Source organism: Desulfurobacterium pacificum (assembly GCF_900182835.1).
In the GTDB taxonomy this organism is placed as follows: domain Bacteria; phylum Aquificota; class Aquificia; order Desulfurobacteriales; family Desulfurobacteriaceae; genus Desulfurobacterium_B; species Desulfurobacterium_B pacificum.
On record NZ_FXUB01000004.1, the window covers coordinates 108143 to 128158 of the forward strand.

The 20016-nt window shown below is 40.8% G+C and carries 20 protein-coding genes; 11 read left to right on the forward strand and 9 right to left on the reverse strand.

From position 1 onward, the window contains the following. Positions 1-159: 159 nt before the first annotated feature. On the reverse strand, positions 160-342 hold the full coding sequence (locus QOL23_RS07130) for a hypothetical protein (RefSeq protein ID WP_283400896.1): 183 nt from the start codon (positions 340-342) through the stop codon (positions 160-162). Between the two features lie 129 nt (positions 343-471). Between QOL23_RS07130 and QOL23_RS07135 the strand changes: the two genes are divergently transcribed. From QOL23_RS07135 to QOL23_RS07160, 6 genes are read left to right on the forward strand one after another with little or no spacing between them, the layout of a single operon-like run. Continuing rightward, complete coding sequence (locus QOL23_RS07135) at positions 472-1305, forward strand: metal ABC transporter substrate-binding protein (RefSeq protein ID WP_283400897.1); 834 nt, start codon at positions 472-474, stop codon at positions 1303-1305. Position 1306: 1 nt separating this feature from the next. After that, entirely contained in the window at positions 1307-1876 is a 570-nt protein-coding gene (locus QOL23_RS07140; RefSeq protein WP_283400898.1) for an anthranilate synthase component II, read from the forward strand. 12 nt (positions 1877-1888) lie between these two features. Next, on the forward strand, positions 1889-2977 hold the full coding sequence (gene lpxB, locus QOL23_RS07145; protein ID WP_283400899.1) for a lipid-A-disaccharide synthase: 1089 nt from the start codon (positions 1889-1891) through the stop codon (positions 2975-2977). Continuing rightward, positions 2974-4074, forward strand: coding sequence for a THUMP domain-containing class I SAM-dependent RNA methyltransferase (locus tag QOL23_RS07150; protein ID WP_283400900.1), 1101 nt, complete (start codon positions 2974-2976; stop codon positions 4072-4074). Before lpxB ends, QOL23_RS07150 begins: the two co-directional genes overlap by 4 nt. A gap of 10 nt (positions 4075-4084) precedes the next feature. Beyond that, positions 4085-5497 (forward strand): cysteine--tRNA ligase, encoded by a 1413-nt coding sequence (gene cysS / locus QOL23_RS07155; RefSeq protein ID WP_283400901.1) that lies wholly within the window; start codon positions 4085-4087, stop codon positions 5495-5497. A gap of 1 nt (position 5498) precedes the next feature. Continuing rightward, positions 5499-5645, forward strand: coding sequence for a hypothetical protein (locus QOL23_RS07160; RefSeq protein WP_283400902.1), 147 nt, complete (start codon positions 5499-5501; stop codon positions 5643-5645). A 51-nt stretch (positions 5646-5696) separates the two neighbouring features. Here the strand turns inward: QOL23_RS07160 and QOL23_RS07165 are convergent, their stop codons facing one another. The 6 genes from QOL23_RS07165 to QOL23_RS07190 form a co-directional block, all read right to left on the reverse strand. Beyond that, positions 5697-9656 carry a cytochrome c3 family protein gene (locus QOL23_RS07165; protein WP_283400903.1) on the reverse strand — a complete coding sequence of 1320 codons (3960 nt, stop codon included), beginning with the start codon at positions 9654-9656 and terminating at the stop codon, positions 5697-5699. Positions 9657-9806: 150 nt separating this feature from the next. After that, positions 9807-10193, reverse strand: a complete 387-nt coding sequence (locus tag QOL23_RS07170; RefSeq protein WP_283400904.1) for a hypothetical protein — start codon at positions 10191-10193, stop codon at positions 9807-9809. A 102-nt stretch (positions 10194-10295) separates the two neighbouring features. Further along, positions 10296-11243 (reverse strand): Holliday junction branch migration DNA helicase RuvB, encoded by a 948-nt coding sequence (ruvB, locus tag QOL23_RS07175; RefSeq protein ID WP_283400905.1) that lies wholly within the window; start codon positions 11241-11243, stop codon positions 10296-10298. Further along, positions 11218-11922 carry a hypothetical protein gene (locus QOL23_RS07180; protein WP_283400906.1) on the reverse strand — a complete coding sequence of 235 codons (705 nt, stop codon included), beginning with the start codon at positions 11920-11922 and terminating at the stop codon, positions 11218-11220. Before QOL23_RS07180 ends, ruvB begins: the two co-directional genes overlap by 26 nt. Further along, positions 11912-12256 (reverse strand): hypothetical protein, encoded by a 345-nt coding sequence (locus QOL23_RS07185; RefSeq protein ID WP_283400907.1) that lies wholly within the window; start codon positions 12254-12256, stop codon positions 11912-11914. Before QOL23_RS07185 ends, QOL23_RS07180 begins: the two co-directional genes overlap by 11 nt. Beyond that, the gene (locus tag QOL23_RS07190; RefSeq protein ID WP_283400908.1) at positions 12249-12635 is read right to left on the reverse strand and encodes a hypothetical protein; all 387 of its coding nucleotides are present in this window, start codon (positions 12633-12635) and stop codon (positions 12249-12251) included. The genes QOL23_RS07185 and QOL23_RS07190 overlap by 8 nt, the downstream gene beginning before the upstream one ends. A 17-nt stretch (positions 12636-12652) precedes the next feature. Here QOL23_RS07190 and pgeF point away from each other — a divergent pair, with 17 nt between their 5' ends. Both pgeF and dprA read left to right on the forward strand, forming a co-directional pair. After that, complete coding sequence (gene pgeF / locus QOL23_RS07195; RefSeq protein WP_283400909.1) at positions 12653-13255, forward strand: peptidoglycan editing factor PgeF; 603 nt, start codon at positions 12653-12655, stop codon at positions 13253-13255. Then, complete coding sequence (gene dprA, locus QOL23_RS07200) at positions 13252-14268, forward strand: DNA-processing protein DprA (protein ID WP_283400910.1); 1017 nt, start codon at positions 13252-13254, stop codon at positions 14266-14268. The genes pgeF and dprA overlap by 4 nt, the downstream gene beginning before the upstream one ends. 3 nt (positions 14269-14271) lie before the next feature. Here dprA and dnaB read toward each other — a convergent pair whose 3' ends face one another. After that, positions 14272-16143 (reverse strand): replicative DNA helicase, encoded by a 1872-nt coding sequence (gene dnaB, locus QOL23_RS07205; protein ID WP_283400911.1) that lies wholly within the window; start codon positions 16141-16143, stop codon positions 14272-14274. A gap of 10 nt (positions 16144-16153) precedes the next feature. Further along, entirely contained in the window at positions 16154-17641 is a 1488-nt protein-coding gene (gene trpE / locus QOL23_RS07210) for an anthranilate synthase component I (protein WP_283400912.1), read from the reverse strand. A gap of 76 nt (positions 17642-17717) precedes the next feature. On the opposite strand from trpE, the gene queA reads away from it, so the two are divergent. Genes queA through QOL23_RS07225 form a run of 3 tightly spaced genes read left to right on the forward strand, consistent with a single transcriptional unit; the run spans position 17718 to position 20011 of the window. Further along, a complete protein-coding gene (queA, locus tag QOL23_RS07215) occupies positions 17718-18749 on the forward strand; it encodes a tRNA preQ1(34) S-adenosylmethionine ribosyltransferase-isomerase QueA (protein ID WP_283400913.1) in 1032 nt (343 codons plus the stop codon). After that, complete coding sequence (locus tag QOL23_RS07220; protein WP_283400914.1) at positions 18679-19569, forward strand: DUF3108 domain-containing protein; 891 nt, start codon at positions 18679-18681, stop codon at positions 19567-19569. Before queA ends, QOL23_RS07220 begins: the two co-directional genes overlap by 71 nt. Position 19570: 1 nt before the next feature. Further along, positions 19571-20011 carry an NUDIX hydrolase gene (locus tag QOL23_RS07225; protein WP_283400915.1) on the forward strand — a complete coding sequence of 147 codons (441 nt, stop codon included), beginning with the start codon at positions 19571-19573 and terminating at the stop codon, positions 20009-20011. The last annotated feature ends 5 nt before the right edge of the window (positions 20012-20016 follow it).

Below are 20016 nucleotides of genomic sequence, written 5' to 3' on the forward strand. Positions count from 1 at the left end.
ACAACTTATTTGCTTCTACTAACAGAACTTTCCTTAGTTATCCAAACAAGGGCATAAACAGTCAAAAGAACAGTAATTCCTAAAATGACTGAGACTACAACTGAAACAATCAGCTCCTTTCCCATTTCTCTAACTCCTGCAAACACTCTTTTATGGTAATTACCAAACGAAATATTCCAAACAGTATCCCCGAAGAATAACTACAGGGTTGGAAAATTTAAATAGTAAACCAACAGTTCCACCTGCAACAGCAATAAGCAAGATAACCAAATTCCTCAATATCTCTGAATAAAGTTTTAAACGTTCTTTTAAAGCTTCTATTTTCTTTTCTTCTCTGTCCAAGCTCAAAACCTCCCCACATACAGCACAATATTTTAGCAACTTCCCCATAGCCACGTTACAGCGCAATATCAATTTGCCTCAAAACCAAGATTGATATAGAATATCCTTGTTTTAAAGGAGGTCAGAACAATGAAAAAAATAGCAGCTCTAATCGCCGTGGCAATTTTTGTTTTCTCCTGTTTCAAATCAGATGAACACAAACCTTTAATAGTCAGCTCCATTCCTGTATGGAAAAGCGTTGCAAAATACATTGGTGGTGGCGATTTCAGATACTTTTCCATCCTTAAAGGCGGCGAATCACCTCACGGTTACGAACCCAAACCTTCCGACGTGAAAAAGCTGCAGGAAGCCAACTTAGTAATCATCCACGGACTTGGACTTGATAACTGGGCTATTAAAAACGTTGATAAAAACAAAGTCTTTAACATCGGGAAACTCTTTGAAAAGAAATATCCATTCCTCAAAAAACCCGGATACCACATATGGATGAATCCAGTTCTTATGGAAGACGTTTACTTTGAAGTGGCACACAGGCTGGTAAAGTTTTATCCAAACCGCCAAACCTATTACGACAAAAGAGCAGAAGACTACGCAGCGATGATAGACCAGCTCTTAGGAAGAATCTCTAAGTGCCTGGGAAGCGCGAAGCATTCAACGGTTGTCATCTACCATCCGGTATGGGAACCTTTACTTAAAACCTTTGGAATGAACGTTATAGAAGTAGCAAGAACGCCAGAGGAACAGATAACGCCTGCAAGACTCCAGGAAGTCATAAAGGAAGCAAAAGAGAAACACGCAAGGTTAGTAATAGGTGAAACCTTCGCAGACAAAAAAGTTCCAAAGCTCATAGCAAAAGAAGTCGGAGCAAAAGTGCTCATAATGAACCCACTACCAGATGAAGATTACGTAATCGCCCTTTCTCACTGGGGTGAGGAAATATGCAACGCTCTAAAGGAGCAGTAAGATGATTTTGATGATAGACAACTACGATTCCTTCACCTACAACGTAGTTCAGTATTTCGGAAAGTTAGGTGCAGACATTGAAGTTTATCGGAACGATAAGATAACGATAGATGAAATAGAAAAGAAGAAGCCTGAAGCTCTCGTAATATCACCGGGACCCTGCACTCCAAAAGAGGCGGGAATATCCGTTGAAGCTATAAAACACTTTGCAGGCAAAATCCCCATATTCGGCATCTGCCTCGGTCACCAATCAATAGGATACGCTTTCGGTGCGAAAATCGTCAGAGCAAAAAAGCTCATGCACGGCAAGGCTTCAAATATAATTCACAACGAAAAAGACCTTTTTGAAGGAATGAAAAACCCCTTTTCCGCCATTCGCTATCACTCGCTTGTAATAGAAAGAGAAACGCTCCCGGAAGTTTTTGAAATAACGGCAGAGAGCGAAGACGACAGAGAGATAATGGGGATAAAGCATAAAAAACTTCCCATTTACGGCGTTCAGTTTCATCCGGAATCTATACTTACAGAAGATGGCATAAAAATAATAGAAAATTTCCTTAACCTCATTTAAGCAGGATTAACAGTGAAGAAGATTTTCATCGTTACCGGAGAGCTGTCGGCGTTTAACTACGCAAAAGCTCTCATTCCGTATTTAAAGGATGAATTCAAAATATACGGAGCGTTTTTAGACGATATACCCGGCGCAGAGAGAGTAATAGATTCAAAAGAGTTGATAGCCTTCGGGCTTTTTGAGTCTCTGTTGAAACTACCATCTCTCATAAAAGCGAAAGGGGAAATTGCTGATTTTTTGAAGAAAGAGAAGGTGGATGCGGTTTTGTTGGTGGATTTTCCAGGCTTCAACCTCAAAATTGCAGAGATAGCGAAAAACATCGGCATCAAAGTTCTTTATTTCATATCGCCAAAATTCTGGGCTTGGGGAGAAGGTAGAGTAAAAAAAGTCAAGAAAAACGTTGACAGAATGTTTGTCATATTCCCATTTGAAGTTGACTTTTACAGAAAATGGGGAATGAACGTAACCTATGTAGGCAACCCATTAGTCGATATAGTCAAACCATCAAAAGAAAAAGAAGCGTTCTACAGAGAGTTTTCCATCAAACCGCCCCTCTACGCCCTGCTGCCCGGAAGCAGACAGACAGAGATAAATTACCTCTTAAAACCAATGTTAGAAGCCGTCAAAAATTTAAAAGGAACGTTCGCAATACCCGTAGCTTCATCGGTAAACAGAAAGCAGATAGAAGAAACAGTTAAAAAAATAAAACCTGACGTTCTGTTACTACCTGAAAGCGAAAGGTACAACCTCCTCTTTCATTCAGAAGCAGGCATAATAGCTTCAGGAACTGCCTCTTTAGAAGCAGCAATCGCCGGGCTTCCCCACGTAGTTCTTTACAAACTCAACCCGCTCACCTACCTTATAGCTAAAAGAGTTGTAAAAGTTCCTTTCGTTTCACTACCCAACATAATTGCTGGTGAAAAAATCGTTCCTGAACTTTTACAGAGTGACGCCAGAAAAGACAAAATTCAGAAATCGTTCGCAAACGTTATAGAAAATAGAGAAACGATGTTAAAAACTCTCAAAGAAAGAGTTACTTCACAACTGCGCGGAAACGCTCTTAAAACTTTAGCCGATGAAATAAAGAGAGAACTGCAATGAAATTGTTCGCCGTTGCTCAGCCAGGACTTGAAAAAGCCACCTACAGAGAACTGAAAGAACTGAACATAGACGGAAATCTCGTTCCCGGCGGCGTTGAGTTTGAAGGCGACCTAAGAGAAATTTATCTAACAAACTTGTGGTTAAGAACGGCAAACAGAATCCTGCTGAGGCTCTGCTCTTTCCGTGCAAAACACTTCGGCGAATTAGTGCGAAAAGCAGCAAAGTGCAACTGGGAAAACTATATAACCCCTGAATTACCCATAAAAGTGAGGGTAACTTCAAAGAAATCCAAACTCTACCACACAAAAGCAATAGAAGAACGCATTCTAAAAGCCATTGCAGAAAAGTTAGGATTTCAACCAAAAACAGCCAAGTATGAAGACGAAGGAACGAGCGTAATTGTTCGCTTTGAAAACGACATCTGCACTATAAGCATAAACACTTCCGGCGCTATGCTTCACAAAAGAGGCTACAGAGTAGTAGAAACAGAAGCCCCTATAAGGGAAAACATAGCAGCAGCAATGATTATACTCTCAAACTGGAATAAAGAAACGCCTTTAATAGACCCTTTTTGCGGCTCTGGAACTATCCCCATAGAAGCAGCTCTCTTAGCTGCCAATATCCCGCCAGGAATAAACAGAACCTTTGCCTTTATGAAATGGAAAAACTTTGACCTCACCTTGTGGGAAGAGATAAAAAAAGAAGCAGAAAGCAAAAGAAAAGAAATCACTATTCCCATATTGGGATTTGACATAGACCCTGAAGCCATAAAAGCAGCAGAAGAAAATGCCGAAGCTGCCGGTGTTTCAAAATACATAGAATTCAAGCAAGCTTCCTTTCCCCCACTACCAATTGAAAAAGCAACAGTAATTACAAATCCACCTTACGGGGAAAGACTAAAAACACACAGAACAAAGCTTTTATACGTCCATTTAGGCGATTGGATAAGAAACAACTTCTCAGAATGCGAAGCTTACTTCATAACCGATAAGGTAAACTTTGCAAAATCGGTTTCAGAAAACGTAGAAGGGATAACAAACTTTTCCAACGGCGGTATAAAAGTTAGACTATACCGCTACAGATGGAAAAAAGAATGAGAGGTGCAAAATGAAAGTTTTTGATACCCTGACAGGCGAAAAGCAAGAGTTCAAACCGTTAGAAGAAAACACGGTAAAAATGTACGTCTGCGGTCCCACCGTTTACGACCACGCACACATAGGACACGCAAGAAGCGCCGTTGTCTTTGACGTTATAAGAAGATGGTTTGAATACAAAGGTTACAAGGTAATATACGTAAGAAACTATACTGACGTTGACGATAAAATAATAAAACGTTCAAAAGAGGAAGGTATCCCCTGGAACGAAGTTGCTGCCAAATACATCACCTCTTACGAAGAAGATATGAAAGCACTCAACGTTAAAGAACCGACATTCAAACCTAAGGTAACAGAGCACATAAGAGAAATCATAGAACTAATTCAAGGTCTTATAGAGAAAGGTTACGCCTACGAATCGGGCGGAGACGTTTACTTCAGAGTCAAAAAATTCCCCGAATACGGAAAGTTATCAAAGAGGAAGATTGAAGAACTGCTGGCAGGTGCAAGGATAGAACCCGGCGAGAATAAGGAAGACCCACTTGACTTTGCCCTTTGGAAACGTTCAAAAGAAGGTGAACCTGGCTGGGAATCTCCCTGGGGAATTGGAAGACCGGGCTGGCATATAGAATGCTCTGCAATGGCAATGAAATACTTAGGCGAAACGATGGATATACACGGCGGTGGGCTTGACCTGATTTTTCCCCATCACGAAAACGAAATAGCACAATCGGAAAGCTACACAGGTAAACCGTTTGCCCGCTTTTGGATTCACAACGGTTTTGTAATGGTAAACAAAGAAAAGATGAGCAAATCTTTAGGAAACTTCTTCACAATCAAGGAAATCCTTGAAAAGTTTAATCCCGACGTTCTCAGATTTTTCCTGCTATCCACCCATTACAGAAGCCCTATAGATTTTTCCTTTGAAAGACTTGAAGACGCTTCACGAAGCCTTAAAAGAATCCAGAATTTCTTAGAAAGCAAAAACATAGTTGAATCCTTACCTGAATCAGAAGAAACCACTTCCACACCTCAAGTATCCAAATACAGAAAAGCCTTTGAAGAAGCAATGGACGACGATTTCAATACAGCAAAAGCGTTAGGTATTTTGTTTGAACTGGTAAAGGAAGCCAACACACTAAAAGACAAAGCTGTCAAAAACAGGAAAATCAGTAAAGCTGGAAAATCATTCATCTTAGATAGCTTGAGTCTCGTAAAAGAAGCTCTAAAAACTTTAGGCTTCAAACTTGAGAAAGAAAAATCCAATCAAATAGAAGACGAATTGATAAAACTTCTCATAGAAGTCAGAAGCGAAATGAGAAAAAGAAAACTATTTGATGTTGCAGACAGGATAAGAGACCGTTTAAAAGAGTTAGAAATAACTTTGGAAGACCTGCCAACAGGAACTATCTATAAGAGGGATTAAAATGGGAATTTACGACAGAGACTACTACAGAGAAAAAAGTAAAGAAGAAAATCGTTCAAAAACCATATTTAAAGCAGTATGGTATCTAATCCTCCTTCTCTTTGCGCTTGCATTTGCCGTATACATAATGGCAATCTTCAGCCATTAAAATAAAAAAGGGGGCTTAATAAGCCCCCTTACATTACCATCTAAATTTCAACTATTGCTTTTTCTTTCTCCTTCTGCCAAACATGAGTCCCAACAATCCAGACAGCATAGCTCCAAAGGATGCCAGTCCAGAAGAAGCAGTTGTTGCAGGTGCAAGAGAACATCCTCCTCCACCACCAGAAGCAGTATTAGTTGAAGTTGTTATATAACTTGATGACGGAATACCAAGCGCCACTGTAATAGTGGAGGTTCCACGAGTCAGATTTCTTGAAGATAAATCAAAAGAAACCGTTAATGCAGATTCTTCTTTAGAAACTATTTTATAAGGCAATTTTTCACCATCCCTCACAGCAATAGGTTCGACATCTCCAGCTACTTGAAGAGGAACGTTCTCAAAATTTACTGTAATAGACGTAGCATTTGTATCTGGCTCAAGCTCTACTGGAGGAACAAGAATAACAGAAAGCTTGTTATCTTTGGCAAACTCCTCTATTGACGTAGAATTAGTGATTATAGAAGTTACCGATGGAATAGATGCTCCTTCCACGCTCACCGTTATTTCTCTTTCTCCTATACCAGGCAGAGAAACACTCATTTGTACCTGGTTATCTGTTACATTGCTTATTTCAATCTCTGGAACAGTTATTGAAGAAACTTCAGTAGATGCAGGACCTACAACAGCAAAATAACTTAATTCAGTTGTTGAAAAAGATATATATGGGTTTGGAGATTGAGGATCAATAACTTGAGAAGTTATCACGCTCCAGTGTTTACCATCTTCACTCTTCAACAGTAAGACTTTACCAGTTACCTTAAACACACTATACGGAAGTGTAAAAGTGACTGGAAGGTTAAATCTATTATCCTTAGTTTCAATTCTATAAATCCCTCCCGCAATCACAGGAGTTTGAACTCCTAACGACTTAGCAGCATCAAGTAAAGATTCTTCTATCGCGCCATCCTCTACTTTTTCAACTTTTATTAAAGTAGGAGTATCCACACTTCCAGCCGGATAGGAAATAGTTACATCATTAACCATTACAGAATCAGACTTACCAGGAGTTGCTAAAGCATAAGCCACATACTCCTTACTCTCAACAGGAACAGAAACAAAGTTCATGAACGCACCTTGCGTTGCGCCCATAACTGTTTTCCCATTAATTGTTTTTGTTTCCAAATCAAAAGGTAACTTCCAGCCACCATACTTCTTAGCATCTTCTATCGCTTCTGATGGCAACCCAAATGGAACTAAAGTAATAAATCTACCCTTAGTAGCATCTCCACTGTATACTTCAGGGCTCAATCTGCTCTTTGAAGGATCATCACTATGGCAGGCTTTACAGGAAAGAGGTTTATCATCTAATCCATGAGAACCCAATGCATAGCCTGCAGGAAGAACCCCATGGTCTATACCAAACGGCGCCATTCCAATAAACATAACCGGATTTGGATCCTTTTCACCCTCCGATTCAAGAACCTGTTTTAACGCATCCTTCATAGCTTCATATTCAGTTTCTGTGTCAATCTCAGGAACCATATCACCATCATCATCGCATACAAAACTATTATTAATTAACTTAACACAAACCTTTCCTGTATTGTTATCTACAATTAAGCCAGGAACTTCTTTAGTTTGGTTATCATTTTCCGGATCAATAGTTGAACCACCAGAAGGAGTTAAAGGAAATCCTTCAACCGCAGCATTCAGTTCTCTAATGTAAAGAACCCTGTTTGTAGAAGCATCCATCCACGTAGCAACAATTATCGGGTTAATCAACCCTGCTCTTAGAACCTGATTCCCATTATCATCTATCGTATAGCGTTTAACAATTACTGGTGCCCATCTATACGGGAATAAATAAGGCTTCATTAAAGGATTCGCACCAGTAGCCCACATTCCAAACATGGTTCCATTGTCATTCCACCTCATTAAAGCTCTATAAGGATCCATATCTATCATCGTCATAGGAACAACTACATCACCACCATTATCAGTAGTCTGAGTAATTGTATAGGCAAAGTTAACACCGTAAGTCGGAGCAAATGCAGGAATTGCCCATTCTGGTGGGAACTGCTGAATAGTTCCATCGCTATTGAAAGTCCTAAATCTGTTATCAAAGTTATTAGAATAACCAACTAAATCATTGAAGAATCTAAATGTCCAGTAAGTCTTGTAAGGAATATGGCACACTTGGCATTCAATTTTTTGCAAGTGAATATAAGCTGTATTCTCTCCATCAACCTTCATAAAGAAGGGCTCATGTGCTGTTGCCGCTGCTGCTTCAGAACCCCAGTGACACTTAACACAAGTCTGAAGCGAAGGATTGTAATCAAGAGCTGGGTCAACTTCACCTGCCGGGTCATTACCTTTCAAGAAATTATGCGGGTTATGATAAGCTTTTTCTTCTTCACTCAAGTTGTCCTGCCCGTGACAAGAAAGACAAGACAAATCTCCCTTATCTTTATCAAAGTGAACATCATAACCTATAGGTAAACCTTCGGTAGAAGAAATACCATTTACAACTGTAGAATTGGCTATTTCACCGTTAGAATCTATAGCAATTGGAGCTGTAGAGTTATCATCCTCACTTTCTCTACTAAATACTGCGCCTCTTTTAACAACATCTGCTCCCATTCCTATAATGCCACGACGGACATACCAGGAAGGAAATGCTTGCTTCTGAAGAATCGGAGGAAGTTGATTATACATAGGGGTTCCATATAAAGGATTAGGCCAAACATTTTTCTCATCTGGCATGGCAAAATGACACTGGGCACACATATAAGTCAAAGCATCATCTTTATTTACCGTAGGTTGTATTTTAGCCACTCCGTCTTCATCACTACTATCAGCTGAACAAAGAGTATAGTGTCCTCCCGTCTTAGGTCCTGTTTCTAAAATAGGAAGATTCACTTTTAACACTTTCTCACCACTATCGTCTCCGCTTTCTGCTAATTTGGCGTAATAAGTAACAGCCTTAAACGTTCCATCTGATTGTTTCTCAAGCCTCACAAAAGCAAGTGGATAGTAAGAAAGTGTTTCATTGTCACTATTTATAGCGCCTTTTAAAGATACTCCCATTAACGTTCCACTATCTGCCCAGCCAAAGAAAAATCCAGCCCTTGCAAGCCTGACGAAAGGAACAGTAGAATTGGTCGGATCATAAGTAAAATTATTACTCATAGTCGTAATTCTTAAGAACATTCCCGAATCGACATAAGGCTGACCTTCAGTTGCTGATTCATAGAAAGCATTTCTTAAATAATCTCTCGCTGAAAAGTTCGGCGCACCAGGGTCTAGGAAAAACGTTCTGGTGAAATTACCCAAATCAGGTGCTGTAGTTGCATTGAATGTACAAATAGTTGAATTATCCTCAGGATTATAAATTCTAAGATTTATCAAACCATCAAAATAAGCAGTAGCATTAGATAACATTCCTCTCTTTATATACTCAGTAAGCTCTTCAGCAACTAAAATTCTTAAATTTAAGTTTTCAGTAGCATTAATGTTACTCAAACAATTCACTATATCTGGACCATAATAAAGACTAACAATCCTTCCCAACGGATTAGAGTAAAAGTTAGCTGAATCTATTGTATAGTTATCAGCAATCTCTGTCGCATTCAAAGAAGGCGGAAAACCTAAAGATATCTCTACTACATTCCCATCAGCATCCTTTTTTTCAAAAACAAAAACTCTTGGATTTGCTGGTGTTGGATTATCCGCATACCACATTCCAGAACGAACAGACATATCATCTGAAGAACCCACTTGTCTATCAGCATGGCAGAGGAAACAATCTACATCAAGAACACCACTTTTCTTCCAGTTAAATTTATGGGGTTTTCCTGTATATCCTCTCGCATACTCATCTGGAGTATATGAGAACAAATCCCCATCTACCTCTTCATCACTATAAGTGGCGTTGGAGAAAAATCCTGTTCCATCAGTATCGTTATCCCAACTCTCTTCTATATCGTGACGAACTCCCGTTTTCCTATCAAACTCCAAAATTCCACCGGAGTGACAGGAAGCACATGTAAAAGCTTTATCAGGCGTTCCTAAGTCAAAATCATACTCAGGCTTTGCCTCATGACCAAAGTATGTAAGACCCGGATCTTCTGAAGGATTCTTAGCCGCCAACTGGCGGTAGGAAGGAGGTCACCAAGCCCCATCATCACCAAATGACCTTATAAACTTTCTCCAATCTTTTCCTTCAAGCACCCTTTTAGCACCAAAATCATCCGACATATCTTCCCAGCCACGACCGATGTGATAGGCAGCGTGAATAGGACCTGGTTCCTTTACTCCACCACTTACATCACCAGTAACATCGGTATGACATGCACCACAAGTGGCTTCCCAACTAACAGGCTGCCCAGCGCAGTAAGTAACTCCCCCTATGGTTACATTATCAGTGCAGTTCAACGTAATAATATTTCCGTTAATGTCTTTCAAATCTACAGGATCATGACCATAAGCTGATGCCACTAACCCCGTTAAAATCAACGAACTCAAAGTTAGCGTATACTGCCATTTTCTCCTCATCGCTTCAACCTCCAAAATTGATTCATTTAAATTTAAATGAATACACTCTATCTTAACTTATAAGATTTGAACTTTCAAGTTTAAATTTGAATTAATCAAAAATTAAAAAAGTGAATAAATTTTCTTTCCAATAGCCAAAATTCCCTTATCTGTTATCTTTCTTCCTCTCGGTGTTCTAATCAAAAATCCCCCCTCCACCAAATACGGCTCATGCACGTTCTCTATCGTATCAACATCCTCCTTTAAAACAGCAGCAAGCGTATTTAAACCTACAGGTCCACCTTTAAAAACTTCCGCAATCGTCCTCAGTATCTTTCTATCAAGACTATCAAGCCCGAATTCATCTATCCCAAGTTCTTTCAATATGAAATCTACTTTTTCTCCGTCCACCTCTTTCCATCCGTGAACAACCGCATAATCTCTCACCCTCTTAATAAGTTGATTCAATATCCGCGGCGTCCCCCTTGAACTTTTAGCTATCTTCAACAACCCCTCTTCTGTAACCTTCAAGTCAAGTTTTTTAAAGTTATTTTCAGCGATAACCTTTAGCTCATCAACAGAATAAAGTTCCAGCCTGCAAACCATTCCAAACCTTGAACGAAAAGGCGGCGTTAAAAGGTTGAGTCTTGTAGTTGCCCCCACCAACGTGAACTTAGGAAGCTCAATAGAAACAGCTCTTCCCCTCCCCGCTCCTGACACTATATCTATCCTGAAATCCTCCATAGCCGTATAAAGCGTTTCCTCAATAGCCCTGTTGAGCCTGTGAATCTCATCTATAAAAAGAACGTCCCCCTCATTTAAAGACATAATAACAGCGACAATATCCCCTTTCCTCTCTATCATCGGCGCGGAAATTATCTTTATTTCTTTTCCCAATTCTTCAGCTATTATCGTTGCGAGCGTCGTCTTTCCCGTTCCAGGCGGTCCGTAAAACAAAACGTGGTCAAGCGGTTCTCCTCTCCTTTTAGCAGACTCTATAGCAACTTTTAAAACTTTCTTTACCCTCTCCTGTCCTAAAAACTCATCAAGATTTTTGGGTCTTTCTATCAACTAAACCTCCTGTTATCTTCTCCCTCCCAACAACTCTAACATTATTAAACCCGTAAGACTCGAAAAGCTTCTCCAAATACCTTACCGCTAACTTTCCCTCAAAACCTGTGCAGCAGGGAAAAACTTTTCTCTCATCACCGCAAACATCTACCAAGCTATCCATAAATATTAACTTCTTACCCCTTTTATTCCTCGCCGTCAACGGGTCTCGCCACTGCCTTATCATGTTTGATTTACATTCGTGAAGTTCCATAAAGTTCCTTGAAACAAAAGCAACATCTATCTCTTTATCAGAAATTTTTTTCCTACCCTTAAAAAGCCTGCACTGATTTAACCTTCTACTCCGCTCATTAAAGAAGAAAGGACCTGTTTCCGACACCAGAACCTCCAAAAAATCCCCCCTCCTCTTGTCACTCCCTTTAACAAAAAACCTTTCAAGCAAATCCAGCAACCTTTCTATCTCAATTAAAGGTAGCTCTGAAAAGGAAACCATATCCTTAATCGCCAGAAAAACCCTCTTCCACCTCTTATCTTCACTCTCAGTAGGTCTGAAACTGTTAACAAGCTCAAGAACCAAATTCGCAACTTCTGGAAACCTCTTCAAGAAAGCAACCAACTCCTTAACTTCATCCTTTCTCAAGGAAGATATCTTCTCCGCCTTCCTGCAGCTACACTTCAACTTCCATACCCTCTATAAAAATACCGCTCTTAACTAAATACATCGGTAGAAACGAAAGCAATTCCTTTACCTTATCATTAACTACTCTCTTCAACAAAACTGCCTTCTTACCCTTAAACTCAAACTTTGAAACGTTCACAAACCTAACGTTGGCTATCTGCCTTCCATCCTCAAAAATTCCCCCCACTACTTCAACAACCACCTTCTTTAAATCTTCTTCCTTCTTAAAATCAGAAAACACCTCAACATTCAAAACGCCAGACACTTTTCCATTCCCCACATCAGGATGGACGAAAACTTCCTGCAAAATCCATCTGCCTTCAACCTCAACCATGCTCTCTCCCAAAAACTTCTAACAACAAATCAAGAGAAGAAAGAACCCAGCCTCTCAGCTCTATTTCCCTTTCACTGCCCGCTTCCTCAGCCCATCTAAGCCTTTGAAAAATCCTGTAAAAGACATCACAAACCTTTTTTCTCTGAAAAAGGGGATTTTTATCCATACGACTAAAAACCCTATCAAGTTCCTCTATTACACTTTTTTCTTCTCTTAAAAATTCAGAAAGAACTCTATTACTTTTCCTTGACCTATCAAGAGAAGAAACAACTCTATCAACTTCCCGAACAAACCTTTTAAACAGGACGTCAGGTGATTCCGTATATATCGGTTTCCCCTTTCGTCTTTCCACCTTCACAGAAACCTTCAATCTCACCATGATAGAATTCTACCACTATGAATTACGAAATCTTTATAAGCGAAAAACCGAAAAACGGCAGAGAAATAACGGAAATAAACGGCATTCCTGTCATAAAACCCTTTCAGATTCACAGCGCACGTATAGCTTTTGTTGGAAAACACACCGAACACGTTCCTCAGGCAGACGCCCTGGTCACAGATAATAAAAACCTATGGATAGGCATTCTTACAGCAGACTGTTTACCCGTATTCTTGATTGGAGAAAACGTTGTTGGTATCGTTCATGCAGGCTGGCGCGGAACTCTCAAAGGAATAACCTACTCAACGGTAAAATACATCAACGAATTTTCACCCATCAAAAAAGCCATATTAGGCGTCTCCATCTGCGGCAAGTGCTACGAAGTAGGTGAAGACGTTTACGAACAGTTTTACCCTCGTTACGCAGATTGCTTCACTCCTGTAGGCAACAATAAATACCTGTTTGACCTGAAAAAAGCTAACCTGAAACAATTGAAAGCTGCAGGCGTCCCTTCAATAGAATCCATTAACCTGTGCACCGTCTGCAACAACGACCGCTTCTTCTCATATCGTCTTGAAAAAACTGATAAGAGAAATCTTTCTGCAATAAGGTTGAAATGAACGAAGAAACCCTGACAGCAGTAGCGCTATCCCTGAAGAAAGGAATCGGTGGAGCAACCTGCTTGAAATTACTAAAAACCTACGGTAGTTTAACCGAAGCAGTAAAAGGGGAAAAACTAAACGTATCCAATGAAATTGAAGAAGCCGAAAAACTGCTAAAGTCCTGTGAAGAGAAGGAAATTAACGCAATACCATTATCATCCCTCGAATACCCTTCACAGCTAAAAGAAATCGCACAACCACCTATCGTTCTTTACGTTAAAGGAACTTTACCTTCAAGACCTTCAGTAGCCGTTATAGGGTCACGCAAATGTTCATCTTACGGTAGAAGAACAGCCTACAAGTTAGGAAGATTCTTGGCAGAAGCAGAAATCCCCGTAATCAGTGGACTCGCATTAGGTATAGACGCCCAAAGCCACAAAGGCGTCGTTGATGCCAAAGGCACAGCAGTCGCTGTTTTAGGTAGCGGCGTTGACCTTATCTATCCTTTTTCAAATAGAAACCTTGCGGAAAAGATTCTTCAGGAAGGTGGCGCTATTGTCAGCGAATTTCCTCCAGGAACAAAACCTGCGAAAGAACACTTCCCCCGCAGAAACAGGATAATAAGCGGACTCTCAGAAGCTGTTATCGTTGTTGAAGCTAAAGAAAAAAGCGGAACGAATATTACGGTGAACTACGCCCTTGAACAGGGCAAAACCGTTTTCGCCGTGCCGGGCAACATAGATTCACCCTACAGCGCAGGAACGAACAAACTCATAAAAGACGGTGCCGTTCCGCTAATCTCTTTTGAGACGATATTTGAAGAATTGCCGTATCTAAAACCAAAAGAAAACCAAAGAAAAATCCCCGAAAAGTTCACTCCTATCTACAACCTTCTGAAAAACGGCGGAAAAACAATAGACCAAATTGCAGACTCTTTAAACTTAGAAATAACTCAACTTTCTCTACTGCTGATTGAAATGGAAATCAACGGACTGATAAAACGCGACGGTTCTGTCTACTTTGCCATTTAATTCTCAAAAATCAAATCCGTAGTCATCAGCATCTTCAAAGTTAAAGTCCTCAATTCCCTCATCTATAACAGGTTCCTCTTCCTGAACGAAAGCCTGCGTTTCCTCTGCCTCCCTTTTCATCTCTTCCTGAACGAAACCTTTCCCCTCAACGTTTTCAAACCTTGCAAATTCCTTTATAAATGCAAGCGGAATCGTCCCTGTAGGACCGTTCCTCTGCTTTGCAACTATTATTTCAGCCATTCCCTGCTCTTCCGGGTCGGGATTTTTCTTATAAACTTCCGGTCTATGGATAAACATAACAACGTCCGCATCTTGCTCAATGCTGTTATGAACAATCACATCGTTAGCAACAAAGTTATGAACTTCAGGAACTGTCATATCGTAAACCTCTTCTACTCCAAGCTCTTTTATCTCTACAACTTCATCCCACAAAATACCTGCATCAATGGAAGAACTACAAGGAACAGCTATCTTATCCCCCACTTTGAGTTCATCTAACCTTACCCATCCAGAAACTTTCAAAAACGGATGGTTGGCACTCGCCTTTATCTCTCTACCTGAACGAGTTTTAAGCAAAAACACCTTCTTCCTGCCAGATGGAAAAACTCTCGTAACCCTGAACTTTTTAAGCTTTAAATCTGCATCTAAAGCAATAGTATTAAAGCTCTTTCCCACAAGTTCTTTTATGGGAATTCTTTTTCCCGTATCAGCATCTATGATTAAAGTATCTCCTGTCAAACAACCGCTCTCTCTTAAATCAGAAAGCTGTGGTCTCTTATCAGCTCTGTGTTCAACCTGTCTTGAAAGCTGAGAAAGAGCTATAACCGGAACATTCAACTCCTTTGCAAGCGCCTTCAAAGACCTTGATATTTCGGAAACTTCCTGCTGTCTGCTTTCCGTTCTCTTTATTCCCCTCATAAGTTGCAGGTAGTCAACAACAACAAGGTCAAGTCCTTTTTCCGCTTTAAGCCTCCTTGCCTTTGCTCTCATTTCCAAAATGGAAATACCCGGCGTATCGTCTATGTAAAGCGGCGCTTCCTTTATCCTGTCGGCAGATTCAAGGAAAGCATCAATCTCGTGAGGTCTCAAGTATCCCGTTCTTATGTTGTGCAGAGGAATTTTGGAATCCTGAGAGATTAACCTTGTAACTATCTGCTCCTTTGACATCTCCAGAGAGAAAAACGCAACGCTCCTTCCTTCTTTAACAGCAACGTTATAGGCAATAGAAAGAGCAAACGCCGTTTTACCCATTGAAGGTCTTGCAGCTATGATAACTAAGTCGGACTCGTGAAGTCCCGAAGTCATTCTATCAAGCTCGTAAAACCCGGTAGGAATACCGGTTACCATTTCCCTTCTGGCAGCAAGTTCTTCAACCTTTTTAACTATTTCAGGAATAATTTCACCAACGTGAACAAGAGTATTGGTTATCTTTTCTTCAGAAAGAGAAAACACTTTCTTCTCAAGCTGGTCTATCAAAAGGTCAGGGTCGGGCATTTCCTCTATTTTCTCGTTAACGAACTTTGCAACGTCAAGAATTTTTCTTAAAAGAGCTTTATCCTTTACAACGCTACAGGCAGACTCAAACTTCTCAAAACTATCAAGGGCAAATTCAATAAGCAAAGAAAGATGCTCCTCCCCTCCTACCTTATCAAGCAGATTTCTCTTAACAAGCTCATCCTTAAACGATATCTCGTTAAACTTCGCTTCCGTATACCCTTCAGCAACCAAATCTCTTATAAATTTAAAGAAAACCCTGTGTTCCTGACGGAAAAAGTCATCAGGTTTTAAAAGCTCTATACCCTTAAAAACGAAGGAAGGCTGAACAATCATTGAACCCAAAACAGAATACTCAGCTTCTAAGTCATAAAGCTTCATCTTTACCCCTTCAGATTATCAATCCTTTCTCAGCAAGCTCAACAGCTTTAAAGAGCGCCTTTGCCTTATTGACAGTTTCCTTTGCTTCAAGCTCAGGAACGGAATCAGCAACTATTCCAGCACCTGCTTGAACATAAACTTTATTTCTCCTCACAATTGCCGTTCTTATTGCTATGGCTGTATCCATGTTGCCGTCAAAAGAGAAATACCCAACGGCGCCGGCGTAAACGCCTCTTTCCGAAGGCTCCATCTCATCAATTATCTGCATCGCCCTCACCTTTGGCGCACCCGAAACCGTCCCAGCAGGAAAGCAACTCCTCAGAACATCAAAAACCGATTTATCGCTTCTCAACTTACCAACCACGTTGGATACTATATGCATGACGTGAGAATACCTCTCTATAACCATTAAGTCGGTTACTTTCACCGTTCCTGTTTCAGCCACTCTTCCCACATCGTTCCTTGCAAGGTCAACAAGCATAATATGTTCTGCCCTTTCTTTCTCATCGTTCAAGAGTTCTTCTTCCAGAGCTTTATCTTCCTCAATAGTTCTTCCTCTCCTCCTCGTTCCGGCAATCGGTCTCGTTTCAATTTTTCCATCTTCAACCCTTACCAAAACTTCGGGGGAAGCACCTACAACCTGAAAATCCTCGTAATCCAGAAAATACATATAAGGTGAAGGGTTTATATGCCTGAGAGCCCTGTAAAGTGCAAGTGGCTCGCCGTAAAAGAACTTTTCAAACCTTCTTGAAAGAACCACCTGTATTATGTCTCCTGCCCTTATATACTCTTTAGCCCTCTCCACCGCCTCCATAAACTCTTCATTGCTAAAGTTAACGTTCCAGTCAGAAGAACCCTCCGTTTCAAACTTCCTACCTGGTTCTTCTGCACTTCCGCACTTCAGACAATCTTCTATAGCTTCCATCAAGCTTAAAGCCCTCTTATACTCGCTTGCTATCTCCCTTTTATGAGTCAAAACGTAAGTTATAAGCGTTATCCTGTGCGTAACGTTGTCAAATACGACAAGCGCCTCAGGTATTGAAAAGACCATATCGTAAAGGTAAGAATCTTCTTTATCTTCTCTTACCCTGACTTTCGGCTCAAAAAATTTCACAACATCGTAAGATAGATAACCAAAAAATCCCCCCCACACCTTCGGCAAACCATCAATCTTATACGGCTTGAACTCCCCAAAAACCTCTTCAAGCACCTCCAAAGGGTCTTCGTCAAACTCTCTCACCTCTATTCTGCCCAAATTGTTAACCTCAACCGTCCTCTCTTTACTTTTAACCGTTACAACCCTGCCAAGACCTATTATTGAAAATCTACCCCACTTCTCTCCGCCCTCAACGCTCTCAAGCAGCATGTTTGCTTTCAGTTTTCTTAACTTCAAAAACGCAGAAAGTGGCGTATCAAGGTCAGCCAAAAAACTCTTTGTAAGCGGAAACAGGTTGTAGCCCTTTTCAGACAGCTTTTTAATATCTTCAAGCTGAAGCATTTTTTCCTCGTCCAATGTTTGTTTTCAGTGGATTTTACCTTAAATTTTCTATCAAAATCAGACAGAGGAGACGGCTTTGAAAGTTAGCGATTTTGACTACCACCTGCCCGAAGAACTCATAGCAAAATTCCCAGCAGAACCAAGAGACTCATCCCGACTTTTAGTGCTGCACAGAGATACTGGCAAGATAGAACACAGAATATTCCGCGACATAGTTGAATACCTGACACCTGGCGACGTATTGGTCATTAACGATACAAAAGTAATCCCTGCAAGGCTGTTCGGCAGACTTGAAACAGGCGGCAAAGTAGAAACGCTCTTAGTCCGTCAGGTAAAACCCGGCGAGTGGGAAGTCATGGCACGCCCGTCAAGAAAGCTAAAGCCCGGCAAAAAAATAATCTACGACGAAGAGTTAGAAGGAACAGTTACAGGTTACAGCGAAGAAGGTAAACGCTTCATCAAATTCACCCTAAAATCAAACAAAGACTTCATGGAAAAGCTCTCAGAAATCGGGCACATCCCCCTGCCCCCTTACATAGAAAGGGAAGAAACCCCCGAAGACAGAGAAAAGTATCAAACCGTTTTTGCCTCAAAAGAGGGCGCAGTGGCAGCCCCAACTGCAGGATTGCATTTCACAGAAGAACTACTCAAAAAAATCTCAGACATGGGCGTTATAATAAAGAACGTAACACTTCACGTCGGTCCCGGAACGTTTAAACCCGTTAAAGTGGAAAATGTAGAAGAACACAAAATGGACTACGAAACCTACAACGTCCCTGAAGATACGGCAGAAGAAATTAACAGGGCAAAAGAGGAAGACAGAAGAGTAATAGCAGTAGGAACAACTGTAGTAAGAACATTGGAAAGCGCAGCAGACGAAACAGGTAAAGTAAAGGCAGGAGAAGGCAGCACAAATCTTTTCATATATCCGGGCTACAAATTTAAGGTAATAGACGCTTTAATAACGAACTTTCACCTGCCACGCTCAACGCTAATAATGTTAGTAAGCGCTTTCGCAGGAAGAGAGAGGATACTAAATGCTTACAAAGAAGCTGTTGAAAAAGGTTATAGGTTTTACAGTTACGGCGACGCTATGTTTATCGTTTAGCGCTTACGCCGCATATAAGCCAGAACTGAAAATTTCTAAAAACCCATCAAACTACGACTTTGACGGCGAGGTTCTCAAATACCGCCTATACTGGACAATCTTCCACGTAGCAGACTCAGAATCAAGGGCAGAGAAGCTACCAGATGGACTATACAAATTCTACGGTAGCGTATCCACTGCCGGCGTTGCAGCGTGGTTTAAAAAGATTGAAGACTCTGGTTACTCTGTCTGGAACCCTAAAACGTTATGTCCGGTAAAGACAGTTATCGTTCAGAAAGAAGGACACTACATAAGGAAAAAAGTTTACATCTACGACCTTGATAACGGAACAGTCACCTACGAGAAAATCCACCCCACCACCGGCAAAATCCAGAAAAAGCTCATAAAAATCCCCGTCAAACCCTTTGAAGACCTTGTAACCGCCACATTCTTCTTCCGCAAATACGGCATATTCAAAGTCGGCGAAGAAACCATCTTTCCGCTCTTTGCCGGCGGAAAGTTCCAGAACGTAAGCTTCAAAGTCGTCGCCAAGCAGAAAATTGACACGCTAATGGGAAAGTTAGAAGCCTACAAGGTAATCCCCTCAAACAATCTCTCGCCAGAAGGCGCTTTTAAAAGAACCGGTAAAGTCGTTTTTTGGTTTACCGCAGATAAACGCCACATCCCCATAAAAATAGAAGCCCAGGTAGCCATAGGAAGCGTCAGCGCCGTTTTAGTAGATGCAAAAGGCAAAAACTTTGACCTCAGAAAGGAAGCAGAAAAACAGCAGGAAAAAAACCTTATGGAAAGAATGCTTCAAGGAATCTTCGGAGGAGACTAAAATGTTTAACCCCGAAACGCCCCTTTTAACGGTTGACGGAATAATCAACGTTCAGGACGAAAACGGAAACTGGAAAGGCATCGTCCTCATAAAGAGAAAGTATCCGCCGGTAGGTCTTGCCCTTCCCGGCGGTTTCGTTGACGTTGGAGAAACAGTAGAACACGCCGTAATAAGAGAGATGAAAGAAGAAACAGGTCTTGACGTCGTAATAATCCGCCAGTTTAGAGTCTATTCAGACCCAAAAAGAGACCCCCGCAGACATACTGTCTCAGTAGTTTTTGAATGCGTGGCAAGAGGAGAACCCAAAGGCTCAGACGACGCAAAAACAGCTAAAATATTCTCCTACAGCGAAATACCCTTTGAAAAAATCGTATTTGACCACGCAGAGATAATAAAAGACTATCTATCGTTTACCCAGGCTGTATTCAAAAAAGTAAAGTAGGAGAA